Source organism: Neobacillus sp. Fa239, assembly GCF_055395235.1.
Genome location: NZ_AP041611.1, coordinates 3,185,932 through 3,199,205 on the forward strand (window position 1 = coordinate 3,185,932; position 13,274 = coordinate 3,199,205).

General features: G+C 40.2%; 13 protein-coding genes and 1 other annotated feature. Of the genes, 4 read left to right on the forward strand and 9 right to left on the reverse strand.

Annotation, left to right across the window (positions count from 1 at the left end; genetic code table 11):
• Positions 1 to 158: 158 nt before the first annotated feature.
• A complete protein-coding gene (locus tag ACZ5XR_RS15450; RefSeq protein WP_464497177.1) occupies positions 159 to 1,298 on the forward strand; it encodes an MGDG synthase family glycosyltransferase in 1,140 nt (379 codons plus the stop codon).
• 32 nt (positions 1,299 to 1,330) lie between these two features.
• Here the strand turns inward: ACZ5XR_RS15450 and ilvA are convergent, their stop codons facing one another.
• From ilvA to ACZ5XR_RS15480, 6 genes are all read right to left on the reverse strand, one after another.
• Positions 1,331 to 2,602, reverse strand: a complete 1,272-nt coding sequence (gene ilvA / locus ACZ5XR_RS15455) for a threonine ammonia-lyase IlvA (protein WP_464497178.1) — start codon at positions 2,600 to 2,602, stop codon at positions 1,331 to 1,333.
• A 56-nt stretch (positions 2,603 to 2,658) separates the two neighbouring features.
• Positions 2,659 to 2,910 (reverse strand) — a binding site (T-box leader).
• Positions 2,911 to 3,068: 158 nt separating this feature from the next.
• On the reverse strand, positions 3,069 to 3,908 hold the full coding sequence (pabC, locus tag ACZ5XR_RS15460; protein WP_464497179.1) for an aminodeoxychorismate lyase: 840 nt from the start codon (positions 3,906 to 3,908) through the stop codon (positions 3,069 to 3,071).
• A gap of 1 nt (position 3,909) precedes the next feature.
• Positions 3,910 to 4,506, reverse strand: coding sequence for an aminodeoxychorismate/anthranilate synthase component II (gene pabA, locus ACZ5XR_RS15465; protein WP_464497180.1), 597 nt, complete (start codon positions 4,504 to 4,506; stop codon positions 3,910 to 3,912).
• The gene (gene pabB, locus ACZ5XR_RS15470; protein WP_464497181.1) at positions 4,503 to 5,909 is read right to left on the reverse strand and encodes an aminodeoxychorismate synthase, component I; all 1,407 of its coding nucleotides are present in this window, start codon (positions 5,907 to 5,909) and stop codon (positions 4,503 to 4,505) included. The genes pabA and pabB overlap by 4 nt, the downstream gene beginning before the upstream one ends.
• Positions 5,910 to 6,055: 146 nt before the next feature.
• Positions 6,056 to 6,523 (reverse strand): flavin reductase family protein, encoded by a 468-nt coding sequence (locus ACZ5XR_RS15475; protein ID WP_464497182.1) that lies wholly within the window; start codon positions 6,521 to 6,523, stop codon positions 6,056 to 6,058.
• Positions 6,524 to 6,635: 112 nt separating this feature from the next.
• Complete coding sequence (locus tag ACZ5XR_RS15480; RefSeq protein ID WP_464497183.1) at positions 6,636 to 7,544, reverse strand: metal ABC transporter substrate-binding protein; 909 nt, start codon at positions 7,542 to 7,544, stop codon at positions 6,636 to 6,638.
• A 244-nt stretch (positions 7,545 to 7,788) separates the two neighbouring features.
• Here ACZ5XR_RS15480 and ACZ5XR_RS15485 point away from each other — a divergent pair, with 244 nt between their 5' ends.
• Both ACZ5XR_RS15485 and ACZ5XR_RS15490 read left to right on the forward strand, forming a co-directional pair.
• Complete coding sequence (locus tag ACZ5XR_RS15485) at positions 7,789 to 8,238, forward strand: hypothetical protein (RefSeq protein WP_464497184.1); 450 nt, start codon at positions 7,789 to 7,791, stop codon at positions 8,236 to 8,238.
• A gap of 4 nt (positions 8,239 to 8,242) precedes the next feature.
• Positions 8,243 to 8,716 (forward strand): hypothetical protein, encoded by a 474-nt coding sequence (locus tag ACZ5XR_RS15490; RefSeq protein ID WP_464497185.1) that lies wholly within the window; start codon positions 8,243 to 8,245, stop codon positions 8,714 to 8,716.
• Between the two features lie 42 nt (positions 8,717 to 8,758).
• Here ACZ5XR_RS15490 and aspA read toward each other — a convergent pair whose 3' ends face one another.
• On the reverse strand, positions 8,759 to 10,198 hold the full coding sequence (aspA, locus tag ACZ5XR_RS15495; RefSeq protein ID WP_464497186.1) for an aspartate ammonia-lyase: 1,440 nt from the start codon (positions 10,196 to 10,198) through the stop codon (positions 8,759 to 8,761).
• 58 nt (positions 10,199 to 10,256) lie between these two features.
• Entirely contained in the window at positions 10,257 to 11,261 is a 1,005-nt protein-coding gene (locus tag ACZ5XR_RS15500; protein ID WP_464497187.1) for an asparaginase, read from the reverse strand.
• Between the two features lie 186 nt (positions 11,262 to 11,447).
• Between ACZ5XR_RS15500 and ACZ5XR_RS15505 the strand changes: the two genes are divergently transcribed.
• A complete protein-coding gene (locus tag ACZ5XR_RS15505) occupies positions 11,448 to 11,789 on the forward strand; it encodes a helix-turn-helix domain-containing protein (RefSeq protein ID WP_464497188.1) in 342 nt (113 codons plus the stop codon).
• 71 nt (positions 11,790 to 11,860) lie between these two features.
• Here ACZ5XR_RS15505 and ACZ5XR_RS15510 read toward each other — a convergent pair whose 3' ends face one another.
• Positions 11,861 to 13,099: an ATP-binding protein gene (locus ACZ5XR_RS15510; RefSeq protein ID WP_464497189.1), complete on the reverse strand. Its 1,239-nt coding sequence runs from the start codon at positions 13,097 to 13,099 to the stop codon at positions 11,861 to 11,863.
• Positions 13,100 to 13,274 lie beyond the last annotated feature (175 nt).

Consider the following 13,274-nt stretch of genomic DNA (forward strand, 5'->3'; position numbering starts at 1 on the left):
ATTCCCCTTTATAATTTTTTATCGTATTTTGCCCAATTTTCGACTATCTTAAGTATATACGAATATATTAAAAATGTATTAATATATTCAAATGGGCACCATCAAATCATTTTTAGTCTGTTATAATGATTATACATATTCAAGAAGGGCTTGGTAACATGGGTAAAAAAGTACTAATAATATCTTCTGACAATACTGGTCATGGCCATAAAAGCATAACCGAATCATTGTGCGAAAAGCTTGGCAGCAACCATGACGTAGAAATTAAAGTAGTGGATGGATTCTCCATGGGCGGACAAATTCTACTTGGTATTGGGAAATCATATGGTCCACTAACGAGAAATTCAGAAAATTTATGGAAGATGGTATGGAGTTTATCTTCTGTTAAGCCTGAAATAGTGAACAGTTTTATTGAAGTATTAATAAGGAATAACTTTTTAAAATTACTTGATGAATTTAAGCCGGATTTAATTTTATCTGTTCATCCTAATTTTAATGGTTCCATCTTAAATATTTTAGAGAAAAACCAGATAAAAATACCATTTATTATTCTAATTGCAGACTTAGTTAGCATTTATCCTCTTTGGGCGGATAAACGGGCCCATTATATCATTAGCCCAACCGTTGAAGCGAAAGATAAATGTATCGAATATGGGATTCCAAATGAAAACATTAAAGTAATGGGATTCCCCGTCCGCTCAAGATTTTTCCGAAAAGGGAATCGGAAAAAGGTATCCTTTGAAGATGGCACACCTTTAAAATGCTTAATTATGAGCGGTGGTGAAGGTGTTGGCAATATGAAAAATATCGCAGAGAACCTGCTGGATAACTTCGATTGCCAAATTAAAATTGTCGCGGGCCGTAATGAAAAGCTGAAAGCCAAATTAGAGCACTCTCTTCGTAAATACGGCGATAAAGTGGAGATTTACGGATTCACGAAAAATATTCAGGATCTCATGCTATCCTCAGATATTGCCTTTACCAGAGGCAGTCCGAATGTGATGTTTGAAGCGATAGCCGCTAATGTACCCATTATCATTACAGGTGCATTACCAGGTCAGGAAGAAGGAAATCCGGCCTTTGCAGAAAAAGCTAATTTAGGTGTTGTCTGTAAAGATACAAGTGATATAAAAGATACCATTAATGATTTGCTTAAAAACGATGGTGAAAAACTGAATAAAATTATTAACAGCCAAAGAAAATTTATCAACGCCCATGCAGCTGAAGACATCTTACGCTTCATTTTGGAAATCAATGATCCTTCCTATCAGCATGCAGGTGAGCTGTCTTATTTATAAAAGAGGATGACATAAAGTCATCCTCTTCCCTTTTATACAAGCATTTGGAATAACGTACTGTCTTTATTGACTTCACGATATAAAAATCCTTTTGCTTTAATTCGCTCAATCAGTGGTTTGTAATCCTCTTTATCCTTAAGTTCAATTCCAACTAACGCAGGACCTGTTTCGCGATTGTTCTTTTTCGTGTATTCAAAATGACTGATATCATCATTTGGTCCCAGCACATCATCTAAAAACTCACGCAACGCGCCTGGCCGCTGCGGGAATTGCACAATAAAATAATGCTGCAGCCCTTCATAAATCATTGAGCGTTCCTTAATCTCCTGCATCCTGCCAATATCATTATTCCCGCCGCTGACAATACAGACCACGTTTTTTCCTTTAATTTTGTCTGCATAGCTGTCCAGGGCAGCGATTGACAGGGCCCCTGTTGGTTCCACAACGATCGCATTTTCATTGTATAACGCTAATAGTGTTGTACAAACCTTCCCTTCCGGAACCTCGATAATTTCATCAACCAGTTCCTTACAAATATGAAATGTTTTTGTACCCACCTTTTTAACGGCTGCGCCATCGACAAATGCATCAATGGTCTCAAGCGGTGTTACTTCTCCTTTTAAAATAGATTCCTTCATTCCAGGAGCCCCTGCCGGCTCCACCCCGATTAGCTTTGTATTGGGTGAGTATTCCTTCAAATAGGTTCCAACACCGGAAATCAATCCTCCCCCGCCGATGGCCGCAAATAAATAATCAATCTTTTCCTGACAGTCATTTAACAGCTCCACGGCAACCGTGCCTTGACCAGCGATGACATCTAGATCATCAAACGGATGGATAAAGGTACGATTTTCGGCGAGGCTGCAAGCGATTGCTTTCTCATAGGCATCATCAAAAGTATCGCCGGTTAAGACAATTTCGACATTCTCCCGGCCCCAAAATTTCACCTGGTTCACCTTTTGCTTTGGCGTGGTGCTTGGCATATAAATTTTTCCATTTATTTTTAATAAATGACAAGAATAGGCCACCCCCTGAGCATGGTTACCAGCACTTGCACAAATGATTCCGTTCTTTACCTCCTCATCAGATAGCTTTTTAATTCGGTTATAGGCACCGCGGATCTTAAAAGAGCGGACACTTTGCAAATCCTCTCTTTTTAAATAAATATTGCACTCATACCGTTCAGATAACAGATGGTTATATTGCAGAGGAGTCGGCGATATCACATCTTTGATAGTATGACTGGCGATGATGATGTCTTCCACGGTTACGGTTGCTTCTTTTTGATCAACGGATTGTTTCAATTTGGTTCCCTCCAATAATGTCGCTTTTCATAAACACAAAAAAACCCGTCCCAATGGATAGGGACGAGTTATCCTCGCGATACCACCCTACTTCCGCCATAGAAAGTATTCTATTGCGGCTCTCGACTAACGTACCATTCGATACGCGTTCCCTTGTAACGGGCGGACATACCCGGCAAAGCTTACTGACCATTGTTCAGCTCTGCATCTCAGAGATGATCTTCAGATAGACCTGCCATCGACTCCCACCAAATGCCGACTCTCTTTCGAACAAGCACTTACCCTACTCTTCTCTTCATAGATTCATTTGAAATTATTACTTAGGGTACCACCGGAAGAGGTATTCGTCAATATTTTTTGACTATTTTTATTATTTAGTTAAATTAAAAGCGCTTACAAAAAATTTACTCGTAAAAAGCAAAAAGAAAAGCACCATGTGAAATATTCACAATGGTGCCTGTCACCTTTAAAGCTGCTCGCAAACATCCCTATAATATTGATGGAGCTGCTGGACAAATTCTCCTTGGATACCGGGCATGGTTTGCCCTTCAAATTGTGAGATAGGGACAATTTCTTGAATGGAGTTGGTAACAAACATTTCTTCTGCCGCAAATGCCTGCTCTAGAGGGTAAAATCCCTCTTCTACATTCATCCCCATTTGCTTAACGGATCGGATGATAAACTGTCTGGTTATTCCATTTAAAATGCCTGTTTGAATGGCAGGCGTAAAGATAACATTTCCTTTTTTCCAAAAGACATTGGAGACGATCCCCTCTGCGATAAACCCATCGGCAGTTAGAAAAATTCCCTCCTGGTCAGGTGCATCCCCAATTTCTCTTTTCGCTAAAATATTATTCATATAATGATGGGATTTTAAACGATCCATTCCTTCTGGCGTGTTTCGTTTCAGCTTTAAGAGGACCGCCTTTTTCGCGGTCATTTCTCCCGCTTCCGGCAGCGGTTTTGAAAAAATAAGGACGTTCGGGTCTCCGTAAGGTGCCGTCTGCAATCCTACTTCACCCATTCCCGCAGAAACATTAAAACGAATATAGGCATTGGTATACGAATTGGCGGATAATAACTCCTGCAACGCATGCTTCACTTCTGTCACGGTCCATTGCTTCTGAATATTTAAAACTTCTAAGCCCGCATTGAGCCGTTTAACATGCTCTTCCAGTAAAAAGGGATGTCCGTTATACACACGGAAAGTTTCAAATAGCCCCATTCCATACAAAAATCCATGGTCAAACGGAGAAATCATCGCTTCCTCTTGTCTGATGATTTGACCATTATGGTAAATATACATATTAAGACCCTTTCAGCACTAAATTCTTCGTCGTGTAATGACGGACAAAATTCTGCAGCAGCTCTTTACCGGAAGTCGTCATAATGGATTCAGGATGAAACTGAACGCCTTCGATCGGAAGCTCCTTATGTCGAATCGCCATAATTTCACCTTCGCTCGTCCAAGCTGAAACCGTAAAGCAATCCGGCAGGCTTTCCTTTTTGACAATTAAGGAATGATACCTTGTGGCAGGAAACGGATTAGGAAGATGTTTGAATATCGTTTCCCCGTCATGAAAAATCTCAGAGGTTTTGCCATGCATCAGCCGCTCCGCTTGAACGACCTCACCGTTGAAAGCCTGTGCAATTGACTGGTGCCCGAGACAAACACCAAAAATGGGAATAACACCAGCAAATTCTTTAATGGCGTCTAAACTGATTCCGGCTTCATTTGGGCTGCAAGGGCCGGGTGAAACCATCAGGAATTTCGGCGACAGCTCCGCAATTTCCGCAATGGTCACTTCATCATTCCGTCTTACCACCAGTTCTTCTCCCAGCTCTCCTAAATATTGAACAAGGTTAAAGGTAAAAGAATCATAATTATCGATCATGAAAATCATCGCTGCTCACCATTTCCTTCTGCCATTTCTTTTGCTTTCCATAATGCGGCTGCTTTTTTTAACGACTCTTTATATTCATTCCTTGGATTGGAGTCAATGACAATACCGGCACCTGCTTGTACATGTGCTTTGCCATCCTTCACCACCATCGTACGAATCACGATATTCAATTCCATATCTCCGGTAAAATCAATCCAGCCGATGGAACCTGTATAAATCCCCCGTTGAACCGGCTCTAGTTCTTCAATAATCTCCATCGTACGAATCTTTGGCGCACCCGTAATGGTTCCGCCGGGGAATACGGCGTCGATCACATCAAAGCTTGTCATATCATCCGCCAGCTGTCCTCTAACATTCGAAACAATATGCATCACATGAGAGTATTTTTCAATCACCATAAATTCATTTACTTCAACCGTTCCATAAGCGCATACTCTTCCAAGATCATTCCGTTCAAGATCCACGAGCATGACATGCTCCGCCCGCTCCTTCTCATTCTCAATGAGCTCATTGGCGAGCTTTAAATCCTCAGCTTCATCCTTCCCTCTCGAGCGTGTTCCGGCAATCGGGCGAGTGCTTACCTCATTCCCCTGCTTTTTTACCAGGAGCTCAGGGGAGCCGCTGACAAATTGAAATTCCGGGGTGTGAAAATAGGCCATATAAGGGGATGGATTGATGGCTCTAAGCTGTTCATACACTTCGATCGCTTCTACCTCGATCGGTTTCGATTGACGAACAGAAAGGTTCACTTGAAAAACATCCCCTTGTGCGATGTACTGCTGGACTTTTTCTACCGCCGTGATAAACTGCGGTTCATTCATGGAAACTTCTAAATGATCTTGATCGATTGGCTGGGACATCGTGCTTGTTAATACAGGAATGTTTTGAAGCCAGTTCTTCTCCCAAAATGAAACCCTGTCCTCGATCGCTTCATCCTTTTCATATAAAAATAATAGCCATAGTTCTTTCTTCTCATGGTCAAAGATAAACCATTCTTTAAAAATGAAAAAATATATTTCCGGCAATGCCAGGTCATCAGCCGCGATGGCTGGCAGTTTTTCAATATAGCGGGCATAATCATAGCTGATATATCCGATGGCCCCACCATGAAAATCAGGCAGGTCTTCGATTTTTTCGAGATGATATTGTTTCATCCAGTCCCGCAGCAAATGGAGTGGATTTCCCTCCAAAATTTCCCTGAGATTGTCTTTTTGAATGATTAGTTGATTGCTTTTGCCTGTTAAGATGGTTTCAGGTTCAAAGGCCGCAATGCTATACCGGCCATCCCTGCCGCTCTCTAGTAACACATGATGTGGATAATGACCAGAAAGATTGCGAAACTGAGAAAAAAACCTCGCATGTGAAAAAGAAACTTTTTTGCTATACAAATGAAGTTGAATCAAAAGACAGTTCCTCCTATATCCTTTATCCTTTTCATCATACTGAAGAAAACAGTATTTTCATAGTGGAAATTTAAGTTTACAACCTAAAAAAGACCGGGCTTTCTGTATGCCCGGTCTAACAGTTTACATAACAAAATTATATTCAATTATTTGTTTTGTACGACTTCACAATACTTCCCTTGAAAATAAATCAATGGATCACCGTCTTCTATTTTCAGGTCTGTCACCTCTCCAATAAATAAGATATGATCGCCCGCTTCTACTTCATTAAAAACGGAACAAACCATAGTGGTAAGAGCATTTTGGATTACCGGCATGCCGCCGAATTGGTCAAAGCTATAAACCGTTTCATCTTTGATTTGCCCGGCAAACCTCATTGATTCTGCTTGTTGCTCAGCCGTCAAAAAGCTGACCGCATACTTTTTTGATTCCTGGATATAGCTTAGCATTTTAGCCCTCTTATCGATGGACACCAAAACGAGCTTTGGATTAAGCGAAACTGAAACGAAGGCATTGGCTGTCATCCCATGCGCTTCACCCTTCACTTCTGTTGTTACGACAGTGATTCCCGTCGCAAATTTCCCCATGGCGGTCCGAAAAAAACGGTCATCCATTCTCTCACTCCTCAGATAAAAGACTTTTCTTAATTCTACTTTTTATCGGGCCAGGATATTCCATGGCTTTATCGCACAAAAAAAATCCACCCTGTTCAAGAGTGGATGCAAATTAATGAATGGTCTTTGTAAGTGCTGCTAAATTTTTCTTCATGACGCCAATATAGTCCAGACCCTGTGCCTGCTCATCCTTTGTTAATCCTTCCAGAGGGTTTAAAACATCTGTTTTAGCCCCGATTTCATTGGCAAGGGTTTCGGCTACTTTTGATGAAGTAAGACCCTCAAAATAAATAGTTTTCACTTTTTTCTTTTTCATTAAGTCGGCTAATTCAGCTAATTTTCCTAATGATGGCTCCACATCTGGTGAAAGTCCGGCAATTGGAATTTGCGTTAAGCCATATTGCTTGGCTAAATAACCGAAAGCGGCATGCTGTGTAACGAACTCTTTATTGGCGGCTTTTTCCAAAGTTTGTTTATATAATTGATCTACGTTTGCAAGTTTCGCTTTAAAGCTTACAGCATTCTTTTGATATTGTGTTTTATGCTTTGGATCGGCCTTTTCCAGTGCTTTTGCGATTGTATCGACCTCTTGTTCTGCTAATACCGGCGAAAGCCAGACATGCGGGTCCTTGGAGGCGTTACTTTCAGATGCATCGGCATTAATTAGGTGAATACCCTTAGATGCCTCGACAACCGTTAATTTCGAGGTATCCATACTGTTTAAAGCTTTTTCCGTCCAAGTTTCAAAATAACGGCTATTGTAAATGAAGACATTCGCATCTTGAATTTTTGCCATATCTTGGACCGTTGGCTCCCAATCATGCGGTTCCACCCCATTTGGGATCAGGAAGTCCACGGTTGCAGCTGTCCCGGCTACTTGCTTTGCAAAATAGTACATCGGGTAGAAGGTGGTGACAACCCGCATCTTATTGCCAGTTTGCTCACCGCTGGTTTGGACGGCATTCGAGCACCCGGTCATAATAAATAGAAAGATAATCATCATGATTAATAGTTTTTTCATGTTCGAAATTCCCTCCAAAAAACTGATAAATTGGAATTATTACGATTTATAGTCGATAAATTGAGTATAAAAATTTGAAAAATCACAAATTAAATCGGAATTATTACGAATTGTATCTTACAATGTTTCTATGAATATGTCAATCTTTCTTTATATGGATTCTTTTAATATATAAGTAAATTATGGTGTAATTTTACACTTAAATAACATATAATGAAATTATCCTAATGGAAAGGAAGATACTATGATCAGAAATAACTTAAAAGTATTAGGGGTTCAAATGATTTCCATGTTTTTATTAGGTGTACTCGGACGTTTGTTCTATCCCCATTATGATCAACCGGAATTATACTTCATTGTTGGATTTATCGTTTACCTCCTTCTATTCGTCGCTGCAGGATATTATCTAATCGAACATCAAGGCACCTCGCTCAAAAATATACTTTCCTTTTCCATCATGTCTTTATATCCCTTTTTGTTTACCCTTTTTAAAATATCGGTTCCAGATGACAGTACATTCTTTCTTCTCTTCGACGTAACCCGCCCGCCGATTACCTTTAGTTCATTATTTCTTCCTGTGAATGTAACCCTTGACGTAACGGCGCGGTATTGGCTCGACCTAATCTCGATGCCGCTGCCTGTTCTATACATGTGGTTCGGATTACAAATGAGTACATTGCGAAAGAGGGGGTGAATCCTTGATATCCAACAACTTTATCGGACTCGGCATTATTTTTATCGCCCAAATCCTTTTTGGTTTCATCGTTGAAATCATTTACAAATTTGCTTCTTTGACCAATATCACGGTACAAAATATCATCATCTCAATGGGATTTATCCTTTCGCTCATTTTTTTTGCCGCAGCAGGATTTTATCTGTTGAAAAATCAGGGGTCAAATGTTAAAAACATCCTGTCACTAATCCTCCTACCCATTATGCCTTTACTAGATTCTCTAATGAATGTCATTCTTTCCCCTCATAAGGAAGGAAGCGGATTTTTTATTAGTAGGATGTTTGCTCCACCTGTTTCACTTGATTCATTGGTTTCTATGTTCAATAGCACAATCGATATGGGTCCGAGACAATGGCTATTGGCTGTATCCGTCCTCATCCCGGCCATATTCATGTGGATGGGCATGCAATGGCAAATACGAAAATCGAAAAGGAATTAAGCCAAAGGAAAGAGCCTGCAAATTTTGCAGACTCTTTTCAATCTACTCTCTTTCAAGTAAAGACGCACCAGCGATGCCTGGATGGGTCATTTCATATGGGTCAAGAATTAAATCCAGCTCTTCTTCGGTTAACACATCATATTTCCGGCAAAGCTCACGGACGGATGCGCCGCTAAGAATAGCCTCCCTCGCAATTCGGGCTGCTACCTCGTACCCAATATGCGGGTTAATAGCCGTAAGAACTCCGACACTTTTTTCGACATATTCCTTCATTCTTGCTTCGTTTGCTTCAATACCTGCTAAACAGTGCTCTGTGAAAACAGTGAAAGCATTATTCATGATGCTGATCGACTGAAGCAGATTGAATACTAATACAGGCTCCATGACATTTAGTTCAAGCTGGCCTGCTTCTGATGCAAGGCAAATCGTATGATCATTTCCAATCACTTGGAACGCCACTTGGTTGATAAGCTCGGCCATAACCGGATTGACTTTGCCCGGCATGATGGATGATCCCGGCTGACGGGCAGGTAAGGTAATTTCCCCTAATCCGGCACGAGGTCCAGATGCCATCAAACGCAGATCGTTCGCTACTTTTGACATATTCATCATACAAACCTTCAGTGCAGCAGAAACCTCTGTATAGGCATCTGTGTTTTGTGTGGCATCTACAAGATGGTCCGCACCAACCAGCGGTAAACCACTGATATCCGCTAAGTGTTTAACAACCTGCTCAATATAACGTGGGTCCGCATTTAATCCTGTTCCCACTGCCGTAGCACCCATATTGACTTCGTAAAGATGCTGGCGGGATTGTTGAATTCGTTTTATATCCCGTTCCACTACACGTGCATATGCTTCAAATTCCTGCCCCAAGCGGATTGGAACGGCATCTTGAAGGTGAGTACGGCCCATTTTAATGATAGGATTAAACTCTTGTGCCTTCTGAAGAAACACTTGATGCATGGCTTCCATCGTTTTTAATAATTTTTCGAGAAGGTTTAAAACCGCAATATGGATCGCAGTCGGGAAAGAATCATTTGTTGATTGCGCCATATTCACATGCGTATTTGGGCTCACATGATAATAATCGCCCTTTTCTTTTCCGAGTAATTCAATTGCCCGATTGGCAATGACTTCGTTCACATTCATATTGATGGAAGTACCGGCGCCGCCTTGAATCGGATCAACGATTATATGATCATGCCATTTCCCTTCAATGATTTCTTCAGCTGCCTTTACGATCACTTCCCCAATGCCGGAGTATAACCTTTGGACATCCATGTTTGCCAGCGCTGCCGCTTTTTTAACAATGGCCATCGCTTTGATCAATTCCTCATGAATGCGGTAACCGGTGATCGGGAAGTTTTCAACAGCACGCAGGGTTTGTACACCATAATAGGCATCGAACGGCACTTCCTTTGTTCCAAGAAAGTCCTTTTCGACGCGCATTTGTCCTTTTGTTTCATTGATGGTTGACATAAAAATCGCTCTCCTCTATTTTAGGCCAAAATATATCGATTATGGTCATGTTAAACCATTAATCTTCTTTATCGTTTTTTATTGTTAAATCGTGTGCTTTTGCGGTTTCAAGGATGGTTTTCACTTCATCGATTTGAGTGGTTTGTCCCAGAGCCCACATCAGCTTGGCCACAATGGCCTCCGTGTTCATATCTCCAGATAAAATGACATTGTGCTGGGCAACCTTCCGGCCCACCTCATAAAGCAGCAGGTCCTCCCCTTCCTCCAAACACTGTGTCGTGATGACAACAGCTATTCCGGCTTCGGTCAGCTCCTTGATTTTTAGAAGGAGATTGCGCCCCTCAAACGGTAATCCGCCATTTCCAAAGCTTTCAATGATGATTCCTTTATATAACCCCTTCAAGCAGTCAAATATTTCAGGCTTTGTTCCAGGGTATAATTTCATCAAGAAAACATCTGTAGATAAATTCGTATTTAATGCTAATTGATTGTTTTCGGTGGTTGGTTTCCACTGGTATTTCACTTCTTTTTCATTCACAAAGGCAACGTAAGGATGATTGACACTTTCAAACGCGTCATAGCTCTTGGTTCTCATTTTAACTGCTCTAGTTCCGATAATGACACGGCCGTCAAACACAATGAAAACCCCGCCAATATCCTCGCAAGCAAATCTTAATGCATCAGCTACATTCTTTTTCGCATCTGTTTTTTTAAAGCTGATCGGGACCTGTGAACCAGTTAAGACGACTGGCTTTCCAAGTCCCTGCAGCATATAGGAAAGCGCTGCCGACGTATAGGCCAATGTATCGGTTCCATGTGTAATAACAAATCCGTCATATTGATTGTAATCTTGATATACAGCATGAGCCATTTCCACCCAGTGCTCTGGCTGCATATTTGTACTGTCTATGTTCATTAAGATTTTACAATCGATTTCAATGTTTTGTTGTGCTTTCGGAAAATAATGGATTAATTCCTCTGCTGATAAACCGGGAACAAGACCCTCATTTCCTTCGACGGAAGCAATGGTTCCACCTGTTGCAATAATTAAAATTTTCTTCAAATATACCACCTCTTTTAGCAGTGAATAATGGAATTTATTCGCGGAATGCGTATTTCTATTAATTATTATAAAACTAAATTACGATAAATCAAGGATTTGTATTCAATTCGCGTACTTTTTCTATTCTAATCTTTGAACCTCTGTGATATAATTTTTTCAAAATAAAAAAAGTGGAGTTTGAGACGTATGCTTGAGCGATTATCCGAATTAAGAAAAGAGCGAAAATGGTCGTTACAAGAAACGGCCGATCAGCTGGGAATTGCCAAAAGTACCTATGCCGGCTATGAGTCCTGCTACCGATTGCCATCGTTGCCATCACTGTCCCAAATCGCCGATTTATTTGAAACTTCGGTGGATTATTTATTAGGGAGAACGGACCAAAACGGTCAAGCGGTTGAAATCACCGAACAAATGAACAATACGGACCGAAAACTGACGATAGATGGCATCACCCTGTCACAGGAAGAAATGATCGACTTTGTCGCTTTTGTGAGAGCTAAAAGACAACTGAAGGAAAGCGGCCAGTAAGAGTCAATGTTAGAGAGGCAGACCCTTTTGTATGTGGGCGGCCTCTTTTTCTTCATGAAAGCGGTTTCGATTTAACATAAAAATTGTATCGTAAACTTTGTGCCGATTCCTAATTCACTTTCGACCATAATTTTCCCCTTCATCGACTGAATGATTTGATAGCAAACGGTTAATCCGACGCCGGTTCCCTTTTCTTTCGTTGAATAAAAGGGAGTCCCTAAGTATTTTAACTGTTGTTTCGTGATTCCTTTTCCGCTATCAATGATCTCAATCATGATGGACTGATCCGTTTTAAAGGCATTTACAATGATTTTTCCGCCCTTTTCCATCGATTCAATTCCATTTTTAATAATATTCACAAGAACCTGCTTCACTTCGTCCTTGTTGCCCTTTATTTCTAATGAATCCTGAATATCAGACTCAATTAAAATATTCTGGATATTGGTATAAGAAGTCATCAGCTCTAACGTGCTTTTGATTTCTTTTGTTAAATCAATGACAGTTTGGCCTTTGTCATTCGGTTTCGCCAAAGATAAATAATCATTAATGATCGACTGGGCATGCTCCAATTCATTTAATGAAATCTCGATATACTTTTTTTGAGGTTCGGTCAGATTACTGGCATCGCCCATTAATTGAAGAAATCCGCGAACAGAAGTCATCGGATTTCTAACCTCATGGGCAACGGAGGCGGCAAGCTGACTAATCACATTTAGCTTTTCTGCTCTTTGCAATTCCTTTTGAAGGATGATTTGCTTATCCAAATTTTCGATAACAAAAACAACAATTTTTAAAATGAACCATAGAATGAGGAAAAAGATGACCATAAATGGAATCATATCTGCTTGCTTTTGTTTCCATAGAATCAGTACTTTAATGAAAGTAATAATCCAATGCAAAATACTAATAATGATAATTTTTTCTCTTAATTTACTGCTTCTATATTTAGGCAAGACGATAATCGTTAGAAAAGTGGCAATCGAGTAGGAAATGATCGTAACATAAAAGCCACCCCCACCCATCATAAATCGATAGATCAACATGAAAATAAGGGTGATAGAGCCTGGCATAAGCCCGCCATAAAGAATCGATACCATTAAGGGAATTTCTCGATAATCATAATGGTAACCAGATTTATATACAAGTGAAGAAGACATCGTAAGGACTAACGTAATTAAATTGATCAAGGTGAATTTTGAAAATAAATGGTGCCGCTTTTCCTGATCCTCATTTAAAAATAAATGATAAAACAGGATCGGAAACAGAACAGTTAAAACATGATACAAAATCGGACCAAAATTGTAAAACATAAGAATATCCCCCGAGTAATGAAATATGATATGTATTTGACTCCTCCCATTAAATTCTACTTGAATAACTTTTTTACCTTCTTTAAATTTAAAAATTTATCGAATATTAGCAAATATTGCGTTAATTTGTTAATAATGGAAAATAGCTTTGACCGGAAAAAAATCCACCAGGTTG

Bases quoted from the DNA above. Each gene is read 5' to 3' on its own strand.
- ACZ5XR_RS15485 (WP_464497184.1), top strand. From the start codon at position 7,789: ATGATCAGAAATAACTTAAAAGTATTAGGGGTTCAAATGATTTCCATG.
- ACZ5XR_RS15450 (WP_464497177.1), top strand. From the start codon at position 159: ATGGGTAAAAAAGTACTAATAATATCTTCTGACAATACTGGTCATGGC.
- ACZ5XR_RS15510 (WP_464497189.1), bottom strand. From the start codon at position 13,099: ATGTTTTACAATTTTGGTCCGATTTTGTATCATGTTTTAACTGTTCTG.
- ACZ5XR_RS15505 (WP_464497188.1), top strand. From the start codon at position 11,448: ATGCTTGAGCGATTATCCGAATTAAGAAAAGAGCGAAAATGGTCGTTA.
- ACZ5XR_RS15475 (WP_464497182.1), bottom strand. From the start codon at position 6,523: ATGGATGACCGTTTTTTTCGGACCGCCATGGGGAAATTTGCGACGGGA.
- pabA (WP_464497180.1), bottom strand. From the start codon at position 4,506: ATGATTTTCATGATCGATAATTATGATTCTTTTACCTTTAACCTTGTT.
- pabC (WP_464497179.1), bottom strand. From the start codon at position 3,908: ATGTATATTTACCATAATGGTCAAATCATCAGACAAGAGGAAGCGATG.
- ACZ5XR_RS15480 (WP_464497183.1), bottom strand. From the start codon at position 7,544: ATGAAAAAACTATTAATCATGATGATTATCTTTCTATTTATTATGACC.
- aspA (WP_464497186.1), bottom strand. From the start codon at position 10,198: ATGTCAACCATCAATGAAACAAAAGGACAAATGCGCGTCGAAAAGGAC.